The sequence below is a fragment of the Vibrio splendidus 12E03 genome (assembly GCF_000272105.2).
Classification (GTDB): Bacteria; Pseudomonadota; Gammaproteobacteria; order Enterobacterales; family Vibrionaceae; genus Vibrio; species Vibrio splendidus_I.
Genome location: NZ_AJZD02000360.1, coordinates 36,703 through 60,414, shown reverse-complemented (window position 1 = coordinate 60,414; position 23,712 = coordinate 36,703). Strand labels below are relative to the sequence as shown.

Genomic DNA, 23,712 nt, shown 5'->3' with positions numbered 1-23,712 from the left:
TCAAACAACTGCGCCCCGTATTTACCTCACTGGCAGCTTGGTCTTTGTTTTTACCTGACCGAAGGCGAAGCTGGATTCAATAGACGCAATATTAGGCAGGCGAGTTAAGTGTTTGCGGATAAACTGCTCGTAGCTTTTGAGTGATTCACTGACGACATGTAATAGGTAGTCGTGATTGCCCGTCATCAGAAAGCACTCTAACACCTCGTCAATCACTTCAATGTGTTGTTCAAAGTCTCGCATATTCTCTTCAGTTGGCTTTTCAAGTTTCACCAACACAAACACATTCACAGGCAAGCCGCATGCTTCTTGGTCGACACTGGCGTGATAGCCGCGAATAATCCCTTGTTTCTCTAATGAGCGAACTCGACGCAAACAAGGAGAGGGCGATAGCGACACGCGATCGGCCAACTCTTGATTGGTGAGCCGAGCGTTGCTTTGTAGTTCAGCCAGTATTTTCTTGTCGATCTCGTCCATTGGCATATTCCATCAATATTGAGTTTAGTTTGGTAATATTATTGCTCAAAGTTTATGTCTTACTTCGCAAATAGCAATTTTTAACATCGTTGCAAAACTAGAATTAAAGGAGGAACAACAAGCATGGAATGATTTAGGAATTATGAATACTTCAACTCAACTTAGCCCGCTGCGTAAAACGACCAAACACGAACAAGCAGAAGCGCTTGCCATTGAACAGGCAAAGCACTTTGGTATCGACCCAAACAGTGATTACGGCGTCACGCTGATTGAACTGGCGACGACACTGTACCAAGCCAATACCAAGACTCACGACCTTTGGGCATTGACCGTTGATGGACTTTCAGAACTCGACAAGAGCGACCGGATCGCTTGGTTTAACGCTAAACGTTTCTTGTCATTCCAGATCGCTAAGATCCTCGATAACCTACAAAATCCGATGCGTGCCACTTACCAATCTATTGCCACCAATAATGGTAACTTTGCGTCTAAAGGTGCGTATCCTATCTTCGATAATGTGGCGGCTATCTTCTCGGCAAGCCCGGTTATTACGCGCACCGCCACGTATTTATTTGCCTGTACAGAATGGATTGAAGATGCGTTCAACGGTAAAGAGCCGCTGCACGATATTTATTCTCGACTGCTTAACCCAACATCGATTTCACTGGCTAACCATATGGTTGATATTGAGGCAGGTTCTAGAGCCAACGAATACCTCGCATGGAACTTTAATTCGGGTATGGCGGCCATTGATGGGTTGTTGAGCCATTTACTTGGGCATGAAGACATAGTCTTGGCTTCACGTAATATCTATGGCGGTTCTTACCAGTTGTTGGAAGATTGGTTTGGGAAACCGTCTAACCTAAATGTCGCGGTAGAGTGGGTGGATGGTTACTCAGGTGATGAGTTTGCGACTCGACTTGATGAGGTTGCCGTTAAATACGCTGATCGCCTCGCAGCGGGTAAGAAAATCTACGTTTACCTAGAGTCACCGTGTAACCCGCATGGATACGTGTTGGATGTTGCGAGTATCAGCAAAGCTGGTCACGTTCGCGGTTGGGATGTGATTGTTGACTCGACAGTCGGCACACCATTGCTGCATCCAGTACTAAAACGCGATGATGTTATGGAAAGGCCAGATTATGTTATTCACTCTTACACCAAAGAACTGGCGGGTTCCGGCACCACAACGGCTGGGGTAGTCATCGGTCGTAACGAGACCATGTTTGTGCCAAAAGGAGAAGAGGTCACCTGTAACAAACCTAACGGCGATGAGGTCACTATTCCATGGAACGAAACGCTGTTTTGGAATGTGTATTACATTAAAGGCGCATTCTTAGATGCAGACAAAGCGTTTGAAGTGCTTAACGGCATGAAAACGTATGAGATGCGTGTGGTACAGAAAACCATTAACACACTGACTCTCGCGAAGATCTTCGATGCTCACCCAGACATCAATGTGTCGTGCCCAGCTTTGCCAGACAGTGATAACTATGAACACTGCCAGAACAACATGTACTTAGGATTACCAGCAGCGCTGTTTACTATAGATATGGAAGGCAACGGCGACCGTGCACCAATCAATCGAGATGGGTTTAAACAGTTCTTCGACATGCTTGAGCCAGCAATCGGCATGCAAGTGAGCTTAGGGCAAACCAACACGGTGGCACTGTGCCCGGCACTGACTACGCATTCTGAACTCAGCGACGAGGCGCTCAATGAAGCAGGCATCAAACCGACCACAATGCGTATCTCTATCGGCTTGGAAGATCCTCGAATGTTCATTGCTCACATTATCGAGGCAGCCAAATTGTCAATCGACCGCAAACACGCCGACTTCTCATCGAGTTTCCCTAGTGGTAACAGTATCGATGAAATCTATATGCAAACCTATATGGATGTACATCAGAGGTTTGTTACGAGCTTGCCGAAGTTCAGTCAGCTTACTCAGTAACTTAGGTCAGTAAGCTAAGCTGGCAATAAAGGTTAGCAAGAAAAGTCAGTGAAGTAGGGTAGCTGTAACCGTTAGAGTGCAGTTATAATCACTAGATAGAAAAACTAAGGCCGCGCGTTTGCGAGGCCTTTTGGGTTTTGGAGAGTGGCAATAAATCTGTTTCGAATAAACTCTTAGGTAGAAGTTGGTTAGTGGTATTGCACTAACCAAGTCGAATGTATGGAATAAGTGAAACTAAACGCTACTTTGATTCAGTTTCTATGATTTCATTCATTAAACGATCGATTTGAAAGACAACTTGTATACTTGCGTCTTCCATAGCTTTAACTGATCTAATTGTTCCTTCAATGTCCTCAGATGCCGCTTGATTCATTGCTTTACGACCATTGTCATGCACCTGTTTATGAGGTTCTTCAAGCAATTGATAACTTCTCAGGTGGTTGTAAGCCTTGCCATCACCACGATAATACCACTGACCTAAACGACACTCTGAGTGAGTGTTGATCGTTTCACTAAATGCACCGCTTTGTAGTAAACGATAGGTGTTATTTTTCCAAATGGCGTGATCGAGCTTCACCGAATCTAAGAAAGCGCGAGTGGAAGCAATATGTATAACTTGCTTCATGTTTTCCGACTTCACGACTACTTCATTAACAATTGAGCTAATTTGTGCAGAAGATGCTGAAACTTCTTCTGCACAAACTTGGTTTTCATCGATAGAGGTTTTAATCGCATTTACTTGAGTCAAAACTTGTTTCACCAATGAATCAATTTTTTCACTGGCTTCGCTGGCTTTACCTGCAAGGGTTCTTACTTCATCGGCGACGACAGCAAACCCGCGTCCTGCTTCACCCGCGCGCGCGGCCTCGATAGCAGCATTTAGTGCCAGTAAGTTCGTTTGGTCAGAAATCTCTTGAATGGTTGATACAAGGTTAGATATAGCACCAGCAGTGTTATCTAATATAGTTACAGATTCAATGCTTTGAGATGCTTGAGTACCGATATTAATTGCTCGGTTATCTAAACGGACTAATGCTTGATGAGTCTGCTTAAACATATCATCTAATTGCTGAAGTTCTAGGTTCTCATGAGCCATAGATTTGGCACTTTCAACCATCTCTTTTTGAATGGTTTTGAGCATATCTCCACCTTTCAAACAATTAGACATCATTTCATTACTGTTGTGGCGTTCTTCATGTGTCGATTGAACAAGTTTTTGAGACTTTTGGAGTTGATTTTCGAGGGCATTAATATCAGCGTCATGCTTCTTTTTTAGTTCGGCTAACTCTTGTTTGAGTGATGCATTTTCTAATTTTATTTTTTTCATTCCAAACATAAAATACCTATATGTGTAACTCGAGAAGTTATTTGTGAGGCGAATAAACTGAGTGGGTTTATAACGTATTGGTTTTCATGGTGATTATTTTCGACAGGATTGTAACAAAATATTATAAGTATGTTACCCCTATTAAGTACTTAGAGGTTATAAATAATCAAACTGATATTTTTGTTATTTAAATTCACGTGACGTAAATATTAAATATGTCCGCCTTGAATGTTTTTAAATGATTTTTGGTACGGGTATTGCTGTTCGAATGAATCAGAATAAATGTGAGTTCACCGATGTTGTACATAGAGTTAAACTTCAGGCTAGCCCCGACCTTTAGTCGCAAAGCATAGGGCTACAATTTTGGGCGAATTACACCAAATGGCACTCTGAGGCACTATAGATACTTAAGGCTCTTAATCATACTCAGTTTGCAATACACACTTCAGTGCTATGGTGTAAAGAGATCGAAAAAAACAATATAAGTGGGAATAGTATTAACTACCGGTTTAGATAAGGTAACCATATCCAAATCAATGAAAGGCTTGGTGTTAAAGAAACGAGTTGTCAAAGGTAGTGCTACTCAAGATTCACGTAATTTTCTCTTAAACTTACACAGACTGGAGAATCTTTGACAGAAATGGCTTTGACGTTAATCGAAGAATTAGATAAGCAATATTTCGGGAGCTTGAAAGATAACAAAAAGCAGTTTGTTTCTCTTATTCAAGGCATTAGAAATTGAATTTACATCAATTCGATTCTAACTCTTTATAGGATGGAACTTAAGTCGTTCAGATAACTCCCATAACGCTATTCGATTTGAATCATACTTTAGAAGCTCCCTCGCTTCAGAGGCCTTACACCAACGAAACATAGAGTGCTCTGAAGATAACTGTGGTTCACCCGAAACCTTCACTGAGAATGAGTATTCTGGTATCACATAAGGATGGGTGTTCCATTTTTCATGACCAGAATAAAACACTCTAGGCAACATACACATAGAGTCTAGTTGGACCCAATCAATACCTGTTAACGAGGTTTCTTCATATAATTCTCTTATCGCAGCATCGAGAAAAGACTCTCGGTTTTCACCGCCACCAGAAATTGCCTGCCACTCTCCATTATCAGCTCGACGACCAATCAAGAATATTGGGTCTGCCAACTCAAATTTGTAAGGGAATATCAATACCTGAAATGGTGCTCTCATTAAATTAGTTCCACAATTGTTATGCATCAATAGATACTACAACCATTAAAAAAGTTGGGTAATTTTAGACTGAAGTTTTCGTAGTTCTATTGTGCAAATTCGGAACGGTGTTTATTGAGAACAGCGAATATGGATAGATAAACGACTAACGTTAGCGAACGTTATAACTCCCTCTATCCACTCGCTTACTATTTTGGCTGGTGGCCTGTTTTCTTCGCAAGCTCTAGCATAGCTTCGGCAAACGTAGTTGTTACGCCTTTCGCTTTAACCTGAACCACCTTATATCCCAGGCTTTCCAGCGCTTGGCGTTCTACTAAAACCGCTTTATCATCTGGCTGACTGCCTTGCACAGGCTGGTGAATGTAACACCCTTCTAATTGACCATCTTCGACCAGTTGGTGGTGTTTCAGTGCATTGATATCAAAATTCATAGTAAGTCTTTTCGCTTTAAATGGAGAGTCTCTGTGGCAAAGGCCACAAGTCTTAATAATTTTATGGTTTGTACCATACGGTATTTTAACTATAAGAAGCTAGTGAAAATACAGTAATTTAAAGGAATGTACTGGGTGCGGTTCGTATTCTCAATCTCTTATTGATCGTAGGGAAGGAAAGGGGGGGAACTGAATGCGAACGTTACAAGTACGGCCAGATGTTCAGCGATAAAGAATGTTCTCCCCCTCGGTCCTTAATCTAAAGAGGTCGTTGTTGGTCATTTGAGGGGGAGCTAGAGGGGGAGGTTTTTAATGATCAACTTGAATCTGAGTGTTGGTCATCATTGCGATTAGCTTAGCTACTCGGGCGCGCATCTCACGTCTATCAACAATCATGTCTAAAGCACCATGCTCTAATAGGAACTCGCTCTGCTGAAAATCTTCAGGTAGCTTTTCTCGTACTGTTTGCTCAATTACACGACGCCCGGCAAAACCAATTCTCGCTTTGGGTTCACCGATATTTATATCACCTAACATCGCAATACTTGCCGATACACCGCCAAAAGTTTGATCGGTCAATACGGAGATATAAGGGAGCTTTGCATCTGATAGTCGCATTAAAGCAGCACTTGTTTTTGCCATTTGCATTAGAGCCATGAGCGATTCTTGCATGCGCGCTCCACCACAAGCCGAAAAGCATACCAATCCACAGTTAGCCTCGATGGCTGTATTTACAGCATCAACAAAGCGAGCGCCCACAACGGCACCCATTGAGCCAGCCATAAAAGAAAATTCGAAAGCGCACGCCACAACAGGCATCCCTAACAACTCTCCCTGCATCGCGACTATTGCATCTTTCTCACCTGTACTTTTTTGGGCTAGGGCAAGGCGCTCTGTGTAGCGTTTATTGTCTTTGAAACTGAGCAAATCTTGCGGCTCGTGTTGTTTGCCAATCTCAGTTCGCTCACCGTTATCTAAAAAACTTTCTAAGCGACAGCGTGCCGACATCCTCATGTGGTGATCGCATTTTGGACACACCTCCAGATTTTCTTTAAGGGCTATCCGGTACAGAATCTGGTCGCAAGAGGGGCATTTTGTCCATACGCCTTCTGGAATATTCGCTTTACGCGTACTGATTATATTTTTCTTATCTAATAGCTTTTCTAACCAACTCATTGGAAACCTTATCCAGTTCACTTTTAATGATGAGTATTGTATAAGCCTGTTTCTGGTAATAAAGTGGCTAATATTGGCTTTATAATCCAACTGGGTGGGATTAATGGGAATGCTTGAGAAGGTTGATCAACAATGGCTAAAAAGTTTTCACTGTGTCTATGAGAACAATAGCTTTAAGAGAGCTGCGGAGTTTCTGTGTTTGCCGACCTCAAACGTCAGTCGTCATATCGCGTTGCTAGAAGAGCAGCTGGATGCTCGACTTTTTGATAGAACGACTCGCCGAATTTCTTCGACAGAAGCAGGGGACCACCTCTATCTACGAACTCAGCCATTGTTGGATAAACTCAATGATGCTCTTGAGGAGGTGACACAACACTCTCGTGAAGTCATAGGGCAACTCAATGTTTTAATGCCAGACTCACCTGACTTGGCCCAAGCCGTCGTTTCGTTTTGTACTCAATATCCATCTATTTCATTATGTTGTGATACGAGTATGAGCCCTAAAGAGGATCCGCTTGACGGGTTTGACGTTATTTTGAGTTTTCATCGAGGGAAGCTAGAGGATAACAATTGGATAGCGAAAGAGATTAAGCGTTGGACTAGTGTTGTTGTGGCTTCACCCAAACTTCTTCATACATCTTCTAAGCCTTTTAAGATTACGGATTTGAAACATTAAGGCATGCAAAAAATACTCTATTAATATTTCTGAAAAATGTTGTAGAAAGGTATCTACAATCCAAACTCGAGATTCAGACGATAGGATTAAAGAACCATATTTTTGCGAGTTTTCATATAGTAATCATACTTACGAAGTAGACATTAAGGAACCTAATCGAATTATCCAACAACGTCTTTCATCTCCACCTGTTCCGCGTCCTTTATCTGGTCGTGGTGGTAATGTCGTATACACCCCATACACTAGTGACATTGCACATTACCACCCTCACAAATCCACCAAGCATCTGATAATCAGAGAAATTCTGAAAAGACACCCTGAGTTCTTCAGTGAGAAAATTAAAAATTTGTTAGGATCTCAACCTGATAGAGATAGTCTATCAGAAGTGCTAACTGCCATGTCGTTTCCCGTACTTAAAGAGATTAGAGAATTTGGGATAAATGATGAAGATGTTCGATATAGAGCCGAGCTTGAACTTTCTTATGTGATGTCTGGTCAATTTGACTACAACCTCTAAGTTCCACGCGGATTCAAATCGCAGCGCTAACATGTATCAGCACAAGATGATAGCAAATGTGTTGAATCAGAATCGGAAATTTCCGTGTTTAATGATCCTTAAATTGTGTATAGATATTTAATCTAACTTGTTCTGGAGCAAATATGTGTCGGCCATTTTTTAACAAGCCTGTTCCTCAAAGCGTGCCAAACACTTCGCTCTAAAAATACAGAGCGAAATCTGATTCGTTATTGGTATTTAAGTCTTGAATTCAGCTTTCCAGATTGCGCCTAACTAAATCGTGCATTTGTTTTATCGTCATCAATGCCAACCAAATGATTTCTTCTACTGAGCGTTGACTTGTTGTGGAGGAGAGGTGGTCGGTATCTGTTTTATTGGTTAGCGCGGGTAGCTCATGGACGTGGTTATCACGAATGGTATTGACCAATGCGTTCATCGCATCATGAATTAAGTGTTCGACTTGTTGAGTTCCTTGGTATTGCGTGCCTGTTCTGATGAGTGGAATCAGCAGGCAAAGATAATGGCTCAATAATCGATAGTGACTCAGCATATCTTCATAATAATGGGGATCGGCGCGAGTGTGTCTTGGCTCTTGTTGCATTTCGTTATAGATGAGTTCTAGGTCGCTTTCGGCGGTGAGCATGGCAGCACGTTGCTTGGTTAAGTCCATGTGGTCGCGTTGTTCAGGGTCGACTTGCAGTTGTTCATAGCAATACACAAACAAGCTTTTTGAACTGTTCAGAGCCGTTAACGCTTGGTTGTGGATCTCTTTGCCTCTCCATTGCGGCCATAACAAACCATAACCGAGTAGGACAATGGCGCCCCCCACGATGTTGTCGATCAAGCGTGGCGCGGCAAAATCGAGCCCTTGATGCGCCATCGTCTGATAAATCAAAATCAATAGCGCGGTAATACAACCAATTGCTAGCGAGTAATTCCGCATGATATTAAGCATCGCGACGGGTAAGAGGATGACCATCAGCGTATACATCGCGGTCGTTGGCACGCCAATATGAATCAAGGAAGTCGCAAACAGGACACCAAGTGCCGTGCCTAAACAGCGTTGCCAAGTTTTACTGCGTGTCGCCAAGAAGCTTGGTTGAATCACCATTAACATCGAAATCAACACCCAGTCAGGGCGAATCAACTCAAAGTATTCGGCAATTCCAGCACCAAGCGCGAACATCAAACCAACACGGGTAACATGACGCCAAATCGGATTGCCTCGGCTTGGCAGACGAAACGACAATTCGAACGGCTGCACTTCAAAAGAGCGTTCATAGGCGGGTTCGTTAAGCTCAATACGACGAGAAATGTGCTTCACTGCGTATGCCCAATAGCGAAAGCGGGGTTGCTCTTCAAGCTTTACCGCTTCAATCAAGTCATCGGCTTCTTGTTCTAATGAGCTTAAGTGCTTCATCTCTTCATTCGTGTTGTGCAAAAGCTGTTTGGCTTTGTGTCTTAGCCTTTGCTGACAATGTTGGCTCCAAACCAATAACAAGTCACGCTTTTCCTTACTTGATTGAAACTGGCTCAATAAATCCGGGTTACTTGTATGGCTGCTGAGTATCACTTCAAATGTATCGAGCGCGAGAAATAGGGCTTGTCGGAGCGAGTTTGCATCTTCGTGTTTAGAGCGAAAAGATTCGGACTGAAGCGCCTGTTGGAGCAACTCGATGAGCTGGTATTTGATGCGTCTTTTGGGCGCTTCATTTTCGCCACCTAATAAGAAAGCTTGGCGATATTGGATGTAGTCTGCCAACGTCTCGTAAATCGCAGATAAACACACGCGAAGCGCATAGTGTTTCCACAGGGCAAACCAAAGCCAGCTAAATAGAGCAAAAGTAAGAGGGCCAAGTACCAGCATTGGGTACAAGCTTAGCGCTGTGTTGGAATTATGAAGTGATAGGGTAACGACAGCAATTAAGAGGCTGGACATGCCTAGCCGTGCCCAGAATGGACCGTTGACCGCCGCACTGGCAAGTAAGGCACCCATTGCGCCGTAGGTTAACCATAAAGGAAGCCCACTGTTCAACAGGACGTAACTGACGGCTAAAGTGATTCCCCAAGCGGTTGCGGTAATCGAAAAACGTGTCCACCGCCTTGGGCCTGCTGCATCAAGACCGCTAATTAAAGCCGCTGGCATAGTCATTAGCGCGGTCATTGCGATGTTGAGGTGATTCGACAACACCCCTAAACCAAGAAACAACACAATGGCACTGGTGGCGCGAAGCCCTAAGTTAATCGAAGGGGAGTACCAGATTTTACGCAGAATGGCAGGAGAAAACGTCATAGGCCCTCTTTACTTATTATGTCTCGTTCAGTGTAACGCCAAACCTCCTGATTGTGCTGGTTTCAATCACAGATTGATAAATTGAATCGCTGCAAGCCTCTTCTATTGGTATAGCTCGCTAAAGCTTGGTTTATTGGAAAGCGCTTCTAGGCTTAACTTTGCGAGTGTGTCTGTGAAAGGGGAACTTTGTAAGGCGGTGGAGAGGGTATCTACTTCTCTAACTGAGAGTAAACTCGCGTGCCTGAACAGAACGTAATCTAATGCAACGTGCAGGTACAACGTCGAGAAATCGGGCTGCAGTAAATCATGAGTGTTATTCAGTTGCTCGATAAGTGCTTGAACGCTTCTTTGAATACCTTCCTTTGCTCTAACTGTCAGCACATTTTTTTCAGCGTCAAAGCGGCTCAATGCAGCGCAACGAAAGGCTACTTCCATGAGGGTTTTACTCATCCCCAATAACGACATGCGCTTACTATCACTAGTGTTGGTTGCTGTGAGTATCTTAGTTGGGTAAGCCTGCAATAGAAACTCGCAGATCATCAAGCTCTCGGTGAGCGCAATACCCTCATGAGTTTCAAGAACCGGGATGGTACTAAATGGATTGATTGTGACTAATGCTTGGGGTGTTTGCCATGGATCGACCCATTCAAGTTTAAGTGGCGCATTGCACAGATAGGCAGTGGCCAACACCGCTCGTGAGAATGGTGAGGTATCATTTAAGTACAGTTTCATGAGCGATTCCTTTGCTAAGAATTTGTTTGAGCAGTGTTTAATGATTGCTGTTTGGTTGATGTAAAGGCAATGCAGACTATCGACAAGATTAGTGCACTCGTACTGACCATAAATAGGATGTTATAGCTGCTTAACTGTGGTGCGTAATGAGCCATAACAAAGCCAACCACGCCTTGGGAAATAGCAAAACCCATTGTCATGGCTCCCCAAGATTTCGTATGGAGCTGTGTTCCAACGAGTTCTAAAGTGTAAGTTGATACGAGTGTTACGATACCCGGAGTGAACATACCGACGAGTAGCGACGAAACAAAAAGTGCAACTTCACCTGTGTTCATTAACGGAAGTGCAACGCCAATCGCCTTACAAATAAAGGCAGCTAATAGCGCTTTTTTGAGCCCAACCTTATCACCCAATACTCCTGTCACTATCGGTCCAATCGCCGCTCCGATGCCAAATACGGCCCAATAAAAGCCGCCACTTGTAAAACTCATCCCTAACTCACGAACAATATAGTCGACCCAAAAAAGGGTATGAGGTAAGTAACCAATTGCGCTAAAGGTATAGGCTAAAAGTACAAATCGAATACTCGTACGTTTACGCTTAGATAAGTCCTTAAATGAAGCTGGGCTCATTGCACAATGACTCTGTTTAGCCTCAAGACTCCATGTTTTCCATGTCAGAACCGTTGCTAGAAAAGCGATGACTCCCATCCCTAACCATGCGCTTTCCACACTTTGATAGATCAGAAGAGGTATGATCGTTCCTGAGATCATGGCACCAAGCCCAATCCCTGAAAATACGACGCCACTGATTCTCGCTTTCATCTCTTTTGGGTGAAGGCTAGCGATCATCGGGGGAGCGAGCACCATAAGAATGGCTCCTGATATTCCAGCAATGGTTCTCAGTGTTAAAAACCATTCGAAGGGGGCAGACTTTAAGGCGCAACCAAGATAACTAAAGCTGCTCAATAACAGAGAGGCACGTATGAGTGTACCGGTTGAATAGTATCGCTGTAGAAAGCTTGAAGTGGGAGCTCCAAAGATATAGTCGATCAGCGTTGCAGCGCCAAGGGTTGAGGCATCTTCACTTGAGAACCATCCGCTCTGTATGAGCACTGGCATCAAGGCAATGTAGGCAAAGCGGCCAATGCCATTCCCAACTAATGTTGCTGCAAATCCTGCAAAGGTAGCGCGGTTTAAGAGTTTTATTTGCTGCATGTCGCGCCCGATGTTTGTGTTTGTAACATCACGCTAACATTTTAGTTTGAATGCTCTCAAATGAGTTTTTACTCTAATGTCTGGAGTTTGATGGTGATTTATATTCTCTGTAAATGTTGGATTCATCATTTACATTGGGTTCCATTCTTTTGAACTCAGTTCAATGTTAAAAATACACAGCCTGATAATCGATTGAATTAGCCGACAAACGAATTCGACTCAATCCTACCTTTTCGCTGCGATTGTATTCATTGATAGAGTGGTCAAACCCATAGGCGGTTGAAGGTGCCATATATTGGGTTACGCCTTGTTGTGTAACTGTTATCCCATCATGGCCGTGACCACAAATAACGTCTCGCACGCGATACTTGCGAAGCACCTTCATTACCTCGGCATCGTTTTCCAAACGGATCGCTTTCATCCACTCAGAACCGACGGGAATGATAGGGTGGTGGACAACAACAATGGGAGCATCGGCCTTTCTCAGTTGCTCTTTTAGACGAGCTATTCCACGGTTATTAATACGCCCTGAACCTAATGGATGTCGGCTATCAAGCGGCTTGTCGCTAGAGTCCAGAAATACGAATTCTTGTCCATTGATAATCGCTTTATCGGCGAGGAGAATCGTCGAGCCTTTTAGCTCAGTACGCATTAAGGCAGAGTCGTCATGGTTGCCCGCAATCGCGTAAATAGACTTATCGTTAAGGTGTTGCCTAATGAAGGCTTCCAATCGAACGTAGTCACCCGGTTTGGGGTTACAGCAGATATCACCGGTCAGGAAAATGGTCTCACAGGTTGGATCGTTAGCGACGTGTTCCAAGGCTTTACGCAAGTTCTCGTAGCTGGATTCATCTGAAAGGTGACAGTCACTGATTTGATATACGGTAGTCATTGGTGTTATCCGATTATTCCATTCACTTGCCATCGGTGATAGAAAAATGCCTGCCAAATTGGCAGGCATTTATTGGTATTAGTTTGCTTAGGGCGTTTTAGGAGCGTTGGAAGCTTCGTGTTGTTCAATCATGAAGGCAATGGCTTCATCAGTTAAACAAGATTTACTCACATATTGGCGTTGTTTACCGATATGCAGGATAAAACCAAGATCGGTCTGCTCAAGTTGGTCGATGTCACTCCACGCGATGGTGTTGGTCGCTTTGTGGTTTTTGTAACTTACTCCGTTAGCATCACCTTGAAAGACTATTTTACTGCCAGCGCCTGAGCTGATTTTTTGTCTCCACAACCACCAAGTTCTTTTGCAGTACACACTGAATGCTTCAATCACACTCAAAACAATGAAGAACCAACCAACGTAGCCATTAGGTAATAGTTCAAACTCTAGTAGAACCACACCAAAAATAAGAAATAATATTCCCTTTAGATAGGCTTTTGGAAACTGAGTCGGAAGGCTAGTTTGATCATAACACTCTGCAAAAAACGTCTTGTCGAGGGTGTATTCTGTGGTGAAACCGGGTTCTTTAGACATGTGAGGCTACTTTATGGTTCTCTGTGAATGGGCTGTCAGTGGGCAGGTGTCCCACGCTGCAATTTTGCAACTTGATTATTGTATCGCTTCTCACTGTTTTTATTTAGATATTTTGGCTCTGTTTTGTAAATCGATGATACTTAACGGGTCTATTCTAACTTTAGCTATCAGACTAGTGTAGGGGCATCTTTAAAGTCACCTAAAAAATTGGTGATGGGATGGATAGATCTGTGGAGTCACCCGGTTGTTGGGACTACTGGCCTTTTTGGATAAAACTTCGATCTCATTTTGTTGGTTGATGGAGTCTATAGTGATTAGCGTGTTTTATCACTACTGTTGAGGGGCTGGCATAGTCTGCTCTAACAGAATAAACATATGAAGCTTGCAAAGTTCATCACTGTTCACTCTGAGAAGCCATGCCCAAAGCGATACCTTGGGCATGGCCTTATTCTATTTCAGTTTTAGGATCAGTACTCGATGAATAATGACACCTGCTTAACGTTAATGAAGAAACTTCTTTCATAGGGAGAAGAGGTAAGAGCAATATCTAGTTTGTTCAACCCAGACACTCTCTTCTCATTTAATGCTTCTAATAGTTTAGAGTTGGTAAACCTAAGCGTTTGACCTGCTTCTACGTTGTTGAATGTAGTGAGTGGATTACTCCATGCTGCACATATTGTAAAAGACTCACAGAACGTGTCGTAATCCAGTGTGTTTGGAGACCAAGTTTGATTAACGATATGCGCAGTTACATTGTAGAATGGAAATTGAAGAGTTGAATCTCCGAAATCAACAATAAGCGTTGCCTGTTTAATTTTCCCTCGAACCTCACTTAAGTCAAAACTCGCTAGTGTTTCGTAGTCGTATGGGATTGAAGCCCCCGCTCTTAAGTAACCACCGACACGATGTTGCGTGACTTGTGTTGCCGGGGTTGCTTGCCAGTTTTCTCTTTCCAAACCGAATAGGTTAGAGGGGAGGGTCACATTCACTGGCGGACTGAAATCAGAGGCTTGGTATGGTGGAGTTTGACCGAGAACTCCTTGTCGATAGGAGTCAACGCCACTGTAGATTAGCAGTGCGTTCAGTTCATAAGGACCATCGGCTTGCTTAAACGTGTCACAAGGAACGGTAAACTTGATGGTGTTTTCGCCAGCCTCAAGCGGTTCTTGGAAACTCACTAGCTCTAAATACTCTCCGGCTGCACCAACGATATTTACCGAACCTGTGTAAGTTCCACTGCGCATAACATGGATAGGAAACTCAAAACTCAGCGAATCAATGTAGGTTCCATCTTGCGACATAGTCGGTGTGGTGACTAAACTCCCCGTGACTTCAATCGGTTCGCGGCAACGCTCAAAAGATGCTAAATCAATAAATTCTTCAAACTGAATTCGAGGAGCTGAAATTCGTATGTCATCTTGAGTGATTGCGTAGATGATCGTCGGGTTGGAGGTCAAAGTAGACGCTGAATCAAACGCGCCAAAAATATCTTCAGTTGAGTACTGTAGATTGACGATTTGCTTCGCAGGTTTGAGTTGCAGACGTTTGCTTGTGTTCAGCTCGTCAATTCCATCGGTGAGGTAACCATGAATGGCAAAATCCCCCGCGGATTTAACATCAAGTTCCAAGCGCTGCTCTAAGGCAATAACACAGCCTTCAGAGGAAAACAGTGGAGCGAGTGAGAGGCTGACAAATTCAATGTCAGAGGGTAGTACGTGGATTTTTTTACTTGTCTGGCGAGTGATAGTTGTTCCATATTCTTCAAAAGACGTTATGCCTTCAATTAGATAATCCCCTTCAGCGGGTGGAACGAAAATATTGCTGTAGACACCATCTTTAGCAATAGCATCGAAATTGACACCCTCATCTTTAAGCGTCAGGCGTGTTTTTATTCCAGCTTCATCAATGATCACTGCGCTGGTTTGGGCACCTGTGATTGGATTCCCTTTGTTTGTCAGTAATGCAGAAACGGGAACTGGTTCACCGACCACAAATTGGTTTGCAGCTATCGCCATGCCAAACGCAATAGGGGATTGGATCGCAACCTGAGCAATAATTACTGTGTTGTAACTTGGGTTTGGAAAATCAACGACGATCTTCCATTCGCCAGGTTCAGGGTTAGTTACTTCAGGCAAAAATAAATAGCTGCCCGGTAGCGGCGGACTTTGTGTGTCACCTGAAAGTATGTTCGCTTGCACATCATTGGATGATGTTGCGACTTGCCCGTTAGGCTTTACTAAATATACGGTTGCATCATCCAACGGCACGATGATTTCTGCTTTTAGGGCTTCCGCTTTGTCGATGGTAAATAGCATTGTGACTTCGTTATCGTTACTAGTCACTGGTTGAGATAGTGTCGTGCTTGTACTCATCCCAACGGGTATTGCATTACTGGCGATAGCCGGTGTGATGAAGGTACAGAAAAGACTGAACACCATCACTAATTGCTTGATGAATTTCATTGTGGCCACTCCTTAGCGCATTGAAATAATTTGTTGTAGAAAACGTTCAACGTTTTGTCCCGTTTTCATTGTTGAGTGGTTAGCCAATACGTTACCCAATGCATTGGTATAACTTGGGTTAGCGCTTGCCAAGGTTACAACAACATCATTTTCTTGCGGTACTGTTTGAATGGCTTGGTAACTGACTATGGTGATTGGATGAGCTTGTGGTCCATACCCACTTGGCATTGTGACCGATTGAGTTTGAGTATCGAGGTAGGCCGCAGAACTAAAGCTTCTTAGCGCCTGCCAAGCGGTAACGCCTGCCCAACGCGATCCCCATGGGAATAGGCCAACGATGTCAGGATCTTTCTCAATAACACCGTCTTGGTTGAGATCTGCATTTGCCCCAATAGAAAATGTATTTGCAATATTGCCGCGAGTACGCATTTGGATCGCGCTTGATGCTGTATCCGTTGTTAGATCACGGATACCAGGCATTTTAGGACCCGCAAACGGAATATTTGGGAGTTGCATGTACTTGCCAGCGTAATTATTTGGATTGGTACTGACGTTACTGTAGATATCTGCGTAGTGGTCCATTTTTATCACCGACAAATCTGCTGCGACGCTACCAAGGTGAGGTGTGGAGAAAGTAGAAAGGGAGGTTATCTCAAAGGAAGGGCTAAGTGCTTTGAGGTTTTGGGTATCTAGCCCGCCTTTACTGTGTGCAATGACGTGAGCTTTGTCGGATTGCAACTCATCGAGAAAACCCTGAATTTTGTTGTTCAAGATATTAGCGTTAGTCGCTGTGGTTCCATTTTTGTCAGCAGAGAAACGAGTATAACGAATGCCATAGTCATCAAGTGTAGAAAGCACGCCTGGAGCCGTATCATCATCCCAAGTGTCTGATTGTGCAGCAATGCCATGAGCAAGAATCACAGGAATGGCAACATCAAACTCGATTGAGACCCAATCGACAGACATACACCAGTTGTCTCCCGTATTGCCAGTATCAATATCGACGCGAATCTTATTGTTTTGGCCGAACTTGATATCACTGATATCGACTTGAAGGTTAGTATCCGTCCAACGGTTATCAGCGCCTTGCAGCGTACCTAAAGACTTTCCGTTAAAAGATACGATATCTATTTCTGGAGCAATATTACTGACGTTGGCATTGGAGTCTATGTCGAAGACCGGCATGCTGATCCTTGCGTTAGAACCGATAACGCCTTTTTGCTGCATATCGCCCAGTTTACTCGGAGCAATTCTCCCGTCACTTTGTAAAACGTTGGGGCTGACGACCATAGGAACAGGTAAAGAGATAAGTAGAGGTCCGCCAGAAGCATAGGTACAACCGGTATCCAGACCAGGACCCGAATTCACAACATAAACGCCGAGTTCTTCTTGCGGTGGGGCTATCCCAGAGCTTTGTGAGCGCATCGAAAAATTACGCAATTCGTATGAATCAGGTATATCTTCGGCACTCGCGAAACTCGGAGAAAGTAACAAAACACTGAGCGTGGCGCTCGGAATGTATAGTTTCATTTGTCTACCTTTGAGTATAGGTTATCCAAGAATTTGGTTGAAGAAAGCTCTATCTGTAGTTGTAAGGTAAAGGTTTGGAGTTTGATGTGAAATTTATTGGGTATAATTTCGGCTTGTTACTCAATTGATAAAACTGCTGCTCTATTTTTTTCAAAATAGGAAGAGTGCGATCGCAGTTTCTGGATTGCGGAAGTTATGTCCTTATTTTCAAAAGGAGGGGGATAGTGCTCTAATATTGTTAGAACAATCTAAGTTAGTTTATGAAAGAGTAGCTAAGAATAGGAAAATCAAAGTTGGATGTAGGTTTGTTACAGAACTACATAGAGCGCGCTGTTCTGAATGGCTGACTACTAACCTAACTGGCAGTGCAAAGTTAGGTTAGTAGAAATTATGTGGCTGTCAATTCAGATTTGAGAGATAAGGGCTAGTGTTTTTTAGTAAAAATGGTAAAGGTCGCAATAAACTGAGGTTTGTTATTACATCGTTCGCTACATAGTGAAAACAGGCGACATACCGCTGTCTTGTCCACTCATTAGCAACAAGCCAATTAAGACAAGTAAAACACCACCGAATAGCTGTAAATAATGACCTGCGGCTTTTAGTGAAGCACTGTTATTCTTGTTACCTGCTGCCAAATAGCGTTTTACCAAGTTCTTGCCTGTTAGTGTCATTATAGCAATCGCCGAGGTTGTGAAAGCAGTACCAGTCGCCATGGCAAAAGCACTGCCAACACCCATCCAATATAGACCAATCATGTTTGCGAAAAGCAGAACCATAATCGCGCCAGTACATGGTCTCACGCCTATCGTCACGATGATTCCCGCATATTCTCGGAGCGTTGAGGCTTTGTTGATTGAGTCTGCATCGGCAACATGCTGGTGGCCGCACCCACAGTTGGCATGTGAATGGTCGGAATGAGTGTGTTCTGCAGGTTGTAATGCGTTTGATGGGGTCAACATCATTGAACCAGCTGGTACTGATGAGCGAAGCGCCATGGGGGATTGGACTGTAATTGGCGAAGACGTATCGGCAGCTAATGTGGTGATCGCTTTCACTTTCAGTTTAGGTTTGCGAAACGTGGTATAGATAATTTTCAAAGTCTTCCAACATATAAGCGCGCCGACGACCGAGACTAAGGCAAAGCTTAATGAAACAAACATATTTGCTTTGTCATTCACCATTCGCATAGAAGCGCTAAAGCCCCATAGCAACACGCTTACTAATAAGATTGCGACTAATGCTTGTAAAAATGCAGATACGATTGTCAGCACTAAACTCGCCTTGGCTTTGGTTGGGTGAGTCGCTAAGTAAGTAGACACGATAACTTTGCCATGCCCAGGCCCCAGAGAATGAAGCATGCCATAGATAAAGCTGAACCCGATAAGGTAACTGCCTGCACCCCAAGGGTTGGACTTAGCTTCATAGAGTAGGTCTGCAAGCTCTGAATTGATTTCTCTTTGCCATTGGATGCTAGAGATAACTAACGATGGCCACATAGACCACAGTTGATATGCACCGACAGCAACAAGCAATAAAGCTCCGGCGCTAATAAGGTAATAGTTTGTTTTAATTTGATTTGTCTGCATTTCACAAGAACCTATATCAGATATTTTTCTCTAAATGAATTGAGAGGCTTACGTCATGGCGGTAAAGAGTTGCTTTATTAGGGTGTAGGAACTGCCGCACAATGAAGCTTGACCGATTGAGTAAACAGTTGGCCTAACGTGTTATCTGGATCTGCATCGACAGGTAAAGACATCGCATAACTCATCTGTTCTGGCGTCGGGTTGGGCTCGATTAGTTCCAACTGACATTGTCTCGCTAGTTTAAGTGACAATGTCACGTCTCTATTGGATAGCCACGACATGTCGACAAAGTAACTAGGGTCAAAAATCAATACGCGAAGCGAGTCTCGTGTCACTGGCTTAGGTTTAGAAAGTGGTAGGTCAAATGTTAGAACCATCTTGGCTTTATCACGCTCAAACTTTGCGTTCTCAACCACCTGATATTTGATGGGCTCTTCACCATCATAAAAATACGTGAAGTAGTGCTCGTACATCATGTTTTCGATTACAGACGCAGCGAGCTTTTTGAATGTTTCAGTTTCTGTATCGGTAGAGACGTCTTCTCCATCCAACATGTACATCGAGGTCATTGCATCAAAAGACCACTCCATAGAGAGACCGGTGATCATGCCATTCTCTCCCTCAATATGAGTTTTCATCTCTATCCAAGAGTGAGGGTGGGCATATAGATTTGGCGAAAAACACAATAATGCTAGGCCAACAGTCAAGCCCTTGAGAGAGCGAAAGCATGTCGAGAAACGGCTTACATAGCGTGTGGAGAGGCGATTGATGACATCGATTAGAATAAATGGCTCTTTCATGAGAAATGATGGTAATTTAGTGTGATGTTATACTATAACAACTCGATGCGTTGTTCACTTCAAATTATAAGCTTGTTTACATTGAAGCCGACTGTAATTCTTGATTTTCAATCCAACCTATTTTTCCTATAAACATCTTTGATTGGTCCCTGATTCGACATTATTCAGACTAGTGTGTGACGTTGAATAGTCGATTAAGCTCTCGGTTGTGCGAGGCCTTTTTGTAATGGGTTTGAGCTTGGCTCTTGATAACAGGCATTAACAACGCAAAAAAATACCCCAAGCATAAAATACTACCCCCTAGTATATATGGTTATTTGAAAGGTAACTGAGATAGGCTGAAGATGACGGTAAGTTTGGGTGCTTGTGATCTTAGCTATCGATCCAGTAAATCTTATTTTTCACATGATAGTTGTTGGCATATGCCAATAACGGGGCGTATGCTGAACTTCTGATCATCAATAACAGGAAGTTACTATGTTATACGCAATACCTTGTCGTGACCTTCATGTCGGCAACCATTTTGCCCGTTCTCCACAGATCGCGATTGTCGATGAGCAACAACAAATAAAGCATCTTATTCCTTTGGTTGAGTCAGACAGCCCGTGCAATAAGAAGAAGCAATGGATGTCCGTAGTTAAATCTTATGATGTGAAAGCTGTTGTGGTTCGTCACATCGGGAAGAAAATGCTGTCGCACTTGTTCAATCATGATGTTCGCGTTTTTAAATCTAAAGGAAAAGCCGAAGTTACCACTCTGGATTTTAGCAATCTACAAGAAGTAACCGACCTCGATTATGGTCGCGAGTCGCGAAATAGCGGGTGTAGCAATAAAATGTGCGGCGAGAAAGGGCACAAAAAACAAGCTTCGATTTTAATGGCACAGCCTAATCAGTTAGGCGCTATTCGAGGGTTCCGTAAATGACCTTTTTGTTGACGCTATTGGGGTTTGTCGGAGTCGTTACACTGATGGCGATAGGCGTGATTTTTTCGCGCAAGCCAATCAAAGGCAGTTGTGGAGGACTCGCACAGTTAGACATTGAGCGCGAATGCAATTGCAAGGATGTGTGTGAAGGGCAAAGCCGAAAGTTATATCAGATTACTGAGCCATCAAGCTAAGTATCAAGAGTTCTCGCTCGCTGAGTTAAATAACTTCTGGCTAACACGTGAATTAACTGCCTTGAATCACCAACGCATGGCCGTTGACGATGCACTTGGCGACTTTGGCTCTTGCACGCTTGATGATGTTGCCGAACGTTTGGCGAGACACCTGCATCTGCTCGGCGGCTTCAAGCTGGCTCAATCCTTCTTGATCAGCCAAGCGTAAGGCTTCTAACTCTTCTAATAGCAATTCTTCTTTATGAAGCTCGTCCATAGGAACACCATTGGGCTTAAAACAAGAGTAAGCCGTACGGGTACACAACTGGCGATGTTTTTTTGGTCGAGCCATATCAATCTCTAGCAATCTATGGGTAAAGGTAAGTATGAAGGTTTTCATTCCACACAATCATCGGCGTTGCCAAGTGTGCAGCCAAGGTTTTTTCAACGACAGCGCCATTTGTTTTGAAGCTGTTGGCGAGCATGAGACTTTAACTAAGCATGAGGCAGTAGTTAAATATAAAACCAAGGCCAAGATTGTACCAACAGATAAAGCTGAGGGCTACGATGGCATTATGCAGGGTGGCATAGTCACCACACTGCATGATAGCGCGATGCTGCATTGTCTATTTCAGAACAGTATCAAAGCGATGACGGTGAGTTTAACGTCTCGTTTTCACCATCCGATTTTGATTGGTCAAGAACTGGAAGTTTGCGCCCAATGGGTCAAAAGCAGACGTAATATCTACTTCCTAGAAAGCCAAATTACGCAGTGCGGAAAGTTATGTTCGTCGGCACAAAGTCAGTTCATGTCATCACCCTAGTTATCGAGCGACAGCTTGGATGGTGCTAGTTTGTTGATTCCGCTGTTTTGCACAATAAATAGAGGTTTTCTATAGTTAATGTAATAACGAAAAAACTAGTAAGGCAGTATTGAATTCACTATCCATCTTTGAGCTTCCTGAGCACGCTTGAATCCGTTCATTAGAGCGAGTTCCCCGCACTCGATTCAATTCATCACTGCCTTTTTTGGGAGGGCTGCTGATGCCAAAATTCTTCAAATCGACATTCCAATATTGTGCTCTATCAATCGTTTTACTTTTTCCATTCTTCAGTAGCTATGCTTCTTCCGCCCCGCTTAAAGTCGGCGTTTATCCATGTCCTCCTTTTGTCATCAGCTCTATGGAAGGCGAGTGGAGTGGTCTTAGTGTCGAGCTCTGGGAGCAGATCGCCAAAGAGATGAGCGTTGAGTACACGCTAGAGACTCACCGCTTAGATGACTTACTCAATTCGATTGAAACCGAGCAAATTGATGTCGGTGTATCTTGTATTTCAATCACCCCAGAGCGAGAGTTATTTGCTGACTTTTCTCACTCTTTTTACGAAACTCACCTCGCTATTGCAGTTAAAAAACAGGGCTACCTTCAAACCTTACATGCCATTTTCTTCAATCCCGCGCTGTGGTTGATCATTGGTGCCGTCGTCTTTATCTCTGGCGTAATTGGCGCGTTTTTCTACTTATTGGAGCATGGCGAGAATGAAAAGCTCTACTCGATGAAAAGCCGAACGGGACGTTTGTTGGAAAGCTTTATTATGGGCTTACTTTTTATCACACGAGGCCCTTTCAATTACTTTGAGTTTAAGAGCTTAACTGGACGAATTGCCACGGTGTTCATTGGTGTGTTTAGTATGCTGTTTATTGCCAGTATTACCGCTGTTTTAGCAAGTAAATTGACTCTCAGCCGAGGCTATTCCTATATTGAAGGTGTGAATGATCTTGCAAATGTGGAGGTGGGTGCAAAGGTTGCAACGACGTCTTCTTTGATGCTCACAAGCTTCGGTATTCGACACAAGAGTTACGTCGATATGCCAAGGCTTCTGGCGGCTTTAGAGGACGGTGAAGTAGAAGCGATTGTTGCCGATGATGTGGTGCTCAAATATATGATTGGTAATGGCAGAATAAGCGGGCAGTTTGAAGATCTGGAAGTGTTGCCGTATCAGCTAGAAAAGCAGAATTATGGCTTTATCATCACTGAAAATAACGTGTACGAAGAAGAGATTAACCGCGCCCTGTTGAAGATTCGTGAGTCACGAAAGTGGCGTAAAATCTTGGTCGATTATTTCGCGGATCAGTAATCGAAATTAGAGGTTTATTCAAAAGCTTTTGGACTTTCGCCGTTACAGTTGATCTGAACCTGAGGCCTTGGTCTTTTTGAAGTATTTGAATGCACTCCAAACCGCGTAAGCCGCAACACCCACAATCAATGCCGAGCGAAGGAGAATAGGCGCATCATGCTCAAGCTGACCAACATGCGGAACAATACTGGCAAACAATCGACTGGTAAAAAGCAGCCCCATTACTAACATAATAATTTTATTCATGTGACCTGCCATTCAATTGAGTACGTTGGACAGAACGAGTTATGGGGCGATTACACGGTTAACACCCTAGACAACTATTCTGCTCGAAATAAAAGCATGCGCTTCTCAAATGGTATCGTCAACGCGATATCGGCGTTAAGCCAGTAAGCTAAAATTTCGTTTTTGGAAGGGGGGCTGTTCTGGTGCTGGAGTTTCGAGTTCGAGACTGTGGTAGGGCTATGACACCTTCCCGTGAAATTGATTTTCCGGATTAATATTCTGATTTATGATCGCATGCATTCTAGGGGGGACAAATGTCCTCCTCTTTGTTTCTATCGGCGCAATAAGATAGGTGCTACAAAAATCAAATAATAAAGGACATCCCT

The 23,712-nt window shown here is 43.5% G+C and carries 21 protein-coding genes and 1 pseudogene; 6 read left to right on the top strand and 16 right to left on the bottom strand.

The features are described 5' to 3' along the window. Positions 1–21: 21 nt before the first annotated feature. Positions 22–477: an Lrp/AsnC family transcriptional regulator gene (locus A142_RS24005; protein ID WP_019826076.1), complete on the bottom strand. Its 456-nt coding sequence runs from the start codon at positions 475–477 to the stop codon at positions 22–24. A gap of 142 nt (positions 478–619) precedes the next feature. On the opposite strand from A142_RS24005, the gene A142_RS24000 reads away from it, so the two are divergent. After that, positions 620–2,431 carry a PLP-dependent transferase gene (locus A142_RS24000; RefSeq protein ID WP_019826074.1) on the top strand — a complete coding sequence of 604 codons (1,812 nt, stop codon included), beginning with the start codon at positions 620–622 and terminating at the stop codon, positions 2,429–2,431. 241 nt (positions 2,432–2,672) lie between these two features. Here A142_RS24000 and A142_RS23995 read toward each other — a convergent pair whose 3' ends face one another. From A142_RS23995 to accD, 4 genes are all read right to left on the bottom strand, one after another. After that, positions 2,673–3,767 carry a methyl-accepting chemotaxis protein gene (locus tag A142_RS23995; protein ID WP_019826072.1) on the bottom strand — a complete coding sequence of 365 codons (1,095 nt, stop codon included), beginning with the start codon at positions 3,765–3,767 and terminating at the stop codon, positions 2,673–2,675. Between the two features lie 751 nt (positions 3,768–4,518). Next, positions 4,519–4,965 (bottom strand): NUDIX hydrolase, encoded by a 447-nt coding sequence (locus A142_RS23990; RefSeq protein ID WP_019826068.1) that lies wholly within the window; start codon positions 4,963–4,965, stop codon positions 4,519–4,521. Positions 4,966–5,153: 188 nt separating this feature from the next. Next, a complete protein-coding gene (locus tag A142_RS23985; protein WP_019826066.1) occupies positions 5,154–5,396 on the bottom strand; it encodes a hypothetical protein in 243 nt (80 codons plus the stop codon). A 309-nt stretch (positions 5,397–5,705) separates the two neighbouring features. Further along, positions 5,706–6,572 (bottom strand): acetyl-CoA carboxylase, carboxyltransferase subunit beta, encoded by an 867-nt coding sequence (gene accD, locus A142_RS23980; protein ID WP_019826064.1) that lies wholly within the window; start codon positions 6,570–6,572, stop codon positions 5,706–5,708. 103 nt (positions 6,573–6,675) lie between these two features. On the opposite strand from accD, the pseudogene A142_RS23975 reads away from it, so the two are divergent. Continuing rightward, positions 6,676–7,245, top strand: a pseudogene (locus tag A142_RS23975) (LysR family transcriptional regulator); the annotation flags it as partial. A gap of 770 nt (positions 7,246–8,015) precedes the next feature. Here the strand turns inward: A142_RS23975 and A142_RS23970 are convergent. The 9 genes from A142_RS23970 to A142_RS23930 all read right to left on the bottom strand — a co-directional run bounded on the left by A142_RS23970 (position 8,016) and on the right by A142_RS23930 (position 19,868). Continuing rightward, positions 8,016–10,058, bottom strand: coding sequence for an FUSC family protein (locus A142_RS23970; protein ID WP_019826060.1), 2,043 nt, complete (start codon positions 10,056–10,058; stop codon positions 8,016–8,018). A gap of 102 nt (positions 10,059–10,160) precedes the next feature. After that, on the bottom strand, positions 10,161–10,790 hold the full coding sequence (locus tag A142_RS23965) for a glutathione S-transferase family protein (RefSeq protein WP_019826057.1): 630 nt from the start codon (positions 10,788–10,790) through the stop codon (positions 10,161–10,163). Positions 10,791–10,804: 14 nt separating this feature from the next. Next, a complete protein-coding gene (locus A142_RS23960) occupies positions 10,805–12,007 on the bottom strand; it encodes a YbfB/YjiJ family MFS transporter (RefSeq protein WP_019826055.1) in 1,203 nt (400 codons plus the stop codon). Positions 12,008–12,173: 166 nt separating this feature from the next. Next, a complete protein-coding gene (locus A142_RS23955) occupies positions 12,174–12,899 on the bottom strand; it encodes a metallophosphoesterase family protein (protein WP_019826054.1) in 726 nt (241 codons plus the stop codon). Between the two features lie 87 nt (positions 12,900–12,986). Next, on the bottom strand, positions 12,987–13,490 hold the full coding sequence (locus A142_RS23950) for a YcxB family protein (protein ID WP_019826053.1): 504 nt from the start codon (positions 13,488–13,490) through the stop codon (positions 12,987–12,989). A 467-nt stretch (positions 13,491–13,957) separates the two neighbouring features. Then, positions 13,958–15,952, bottom strand: a complete 1,995-nt coding sequence (locus tag A142_RS23945) for a choice-of-anchor X domain-containing protein (RefSeq protein ID WP_019826052.1) — start codon at positions 15,950–15,952, stop codon at positions 13,958–13,960. Between the two features lie 12 nt (positions 15,953–15,964). Then, entirely contained in the window at positions 15,965–17,482 is a 1,518-nt protein-coding gene (locus A142_RS23940) for an esterase/lipase family protein (RefSeq protein ID WP_019826051.1), read from the bottom strand. Between the two features lie 488 nt (positions 17,483–17,970). After that, the gene (locus A142_RS23935) at positions 17,971–19,068 is read right to left on the bottom strand and encodes a nickel/cobalt transporter (protein WP_019826050.1); all 1,098 of its coding nucleotides are present in this window, start codon (positions 19,066–19,068) and stop codon (positions 17,971–17,973) included. Between the two features lie 77 nt (positions 19,069–19,145). Then, on the bottom strand, positions 19,146–19,868 hold the full coding sequence (locus tag A142_RS23930) for a DUF1007 family protein (protein WP_029405700.1): 723 nt from the start codon (positions 19,866–19,868) through the stop codon (positions 19,146–19,148). A gap of 477 nt (positions 19,869–20,345) precedes the next feature. On the opposite strand from A142_RS23930, the gene A142_RS23925 reads away from it, so the two are divergent. Together A142_RS23925 and nqrM are read left to right on the top strand one after the other, a co-directional pair. Then, entirely contained in the window at positions 20,346–20,792 is a 447-nt protein-coding gene (locus A142_RS23925; RefSeq protein ID WP_019826048.1) for a NifB/NifX family molybdenum-iron cluster-binding protein, read from the top strand. Continuing rightward, complete coding sequence (nqrM, locus tag A142_RS24635) at positions 20,789–20,986, top strand: (Na+)-NQR maturation NqrM (protein WP_009846971.1); 198 nt, start codon at positions 20,789–20,791, stop codon at positions 20,984–20,986. Before A142_RS23925 ends, nqrM begins: the two co-directional genes overlap by 4 nt. Before the next feature lie 52 nt (positions 20,987–21,038). Here the strand turns inward: nqrM and A142_RS23920 are convergent, their stop codons facing one another. Continuing rightward, complete coding sequence (locus A142_RS23920) at positions 21,039–21,317, bottom strand: DUF134 domain-containing protein (protein WP_019826047.1); 279 nt, start codon at positions 21,315–21,317, stop codon at positions 21,039–21,041. Positions 21,318–21,351: 34 nt separating this feature from the next. Here A142_RS23920 and A142_RS23915 point away from each other — a divergent pair, with 34 nt between their 5' ends. After that, positions 21,352–21,789, top strand: coding sequence for a PaaI family thioesterase (locus tag A142_RS23915; protein WP_019826046.1), 438 nt, complete (start codon positions 21,352–21,354; stop codon positions 21,787–21,789). A gap of 220 nt (positions 21,790–22,009) precedes the next feature. Next, positions 22,010–23,101 (top strand): transporter substrate-binding domain-containing protein, encoded by a 1,092-nt coding sequence (locus A142_RS23910; RefSeq protein ID WP_019826045.1) that lies wholly within the window; start codon positions 22,010–22,012, stop codon positions 23,099–23,101. A gap of 42 nt (positions 23,102–23,143) precedes the next feature. Here A142_RS23910 and A142_RS23905 read toward each other — a convergent pair whose 3' ends face one another. Further along, complete coding sequence (locus A142_RS23905) at positions 23,144–23,347, bottom strand: hypothetical protein (protein ID WP_017065471.1); 204 nt, start codon at positions 23,345–23,347, stop codon at positions 23,144–23,146. Between the last annotated feature and the right edge of the window lie 365 nt (positions 23,348–23,712).

Excerpts from the sequence above, each read along its gene's own strand:
- A142_RS24005 (WP_019826076.1), bottom strand. The coding sequence starts at position 477 with ATGGACGAGATCGACAAGAAAATACTGGCTGAACTACAAAGCAACGCT.
- A142_RS24000 (WP_019826074.1), top strand. The coding sequence starts at position 620 with ATGAATACTTCAACTCAACTTAGCCCGCTGCGTAAAACGACCAAACAC.
- A142_RS23995 (WP_019826072.1), bottom strand. The coding sequence starts at position 3,767 with ATGTTTGGAATGAAAAAAATAAAATTAGAAAATGCATCACTCAAACAA.
- A142_RS23990 (WP_019826068.1), bottom strand. The coding sequence starts at position 4,965 with ATGAGAGCACCATTTCAGGTATTGATATTCCCTTACAAATTTGAGTTG.
- A142_RS23985 (WP_019826066.1), bottom strand. The coding sequence starts at position 5,396 with ATGAATTTTGATATCAATGCACTGAAACACCACCAACTGGTCGAAGAT.
- accD (WP_019826064.1), bottom strand. The coding sequence starts at position 6,572 with ATGAGTTGGTTAGAAAAGCTATTAGATAAGAAAAATATAATCAGTACG.
- A142_RS23970 (WP_019826060.1), bottom strand. The coding sequence starts at position 10,058 with ATGACGTTTTCTCCTGCCATTCTGCGTAAAATCTGGTACTCCCCTTCG.
- A142_RS23965 (WP_019826057.1), bottom strand. The coding sequence starts at position 10,790 with ATGAAACTGTACTTAAATGATACCTCACCATTCTCACGAGCGGTGTTG.
- A142_RS23960 (WP_019826055.1), bottom strand. The coding sequence starts at position 12,007 with ATGCAGCAAATAAAACTCTTAAACCGCGCTACCTTTGCAGGATTTGCA.
- A142_RS23955 (WP_019826054.1), bottom strand. The coding sequence starts at position 12,899 with ATGACTACCGTATATCAAATCAGTGACTGTCACCTTTCAGATGAATCC.
- A142_RS23950 (WP_019826053.1), bottom strand. The coding sequence starts at position 13,490 with ATGTCTAAAGAACCCGGTTTCACCACAGAATACACCCTCGACAAGACG.
- A142_RS23945 (WP_019826052.1), bottom strand. The coding sequence starts at position 15,952 with ATGAAATTCATCAAGCAATTAGTGATGGTGTTCAGTCTTTTCTGTACC.
- A142_RS23940 (WP_019826051.1), bottom strand. The coding sequence starts at position 17,482 with ATGAAACTATACATTCCGAGCGCCACGCTCAGTGTTTTGTTACTTTCT.
- A142_RS23935 (WP_019826050.1), bottom strand. The coding sequence starts at position 19,068 with ATGCAGACAAATCAAATTAAAACAAACTATTACCTTATTAGCGCCGGA.
- A142_RS23930 (WP_029405700.1), bottom strand. The coding sequence starts at position 19,868 with ATGAAAGAGCCATTTATTCTAATCGATGTCATCAATCGCCTCTCCACA.
- A142_RS23925 (WP_019826048.1), top strand. The coding sequence starts at position 20,346 with ATGTTATACGCAATACCTTGTCGTGACCTTCATGTCGGCAACCATTTT.
- nqrM (WP_009846971.1), top strand. The coding sequence starts at position 20,789 with ATGACCTTTTTGTTGACGCTATTGGGGTTTGTCGGAGTCGTTACACTG.
- A142_RS23920 (WP_019826047.1), bottom strand. The coding sequence starts at position 21,317 with ATGGCTCGACCAAAAAAACATCGCCAGTTGTGTACCCGTACGGCTTAC.
- A142_RS23915 (WP_019826046.1), top strand. The coding sequence starts at position 21,352 with ATGAAGGTTTTCATTCCACACAATCATCGGCGTTGCCAAGTGTGCAGC.
- A142_RS23910 (WP_019826045.1), top strand. The coding sequence starts at position 22,010 with ATGCCAAAATTCTTCAAATCGACATTCCAATATTGTGCTCTATCAATC.
- A142_RS23905 (WP_017065471.1), bottom strand. The coding sequence starts at position 23,347 with ATGAATAAAATTATTATGTTAGTAATGGGGCTGCTTTTTACCAGTCGA.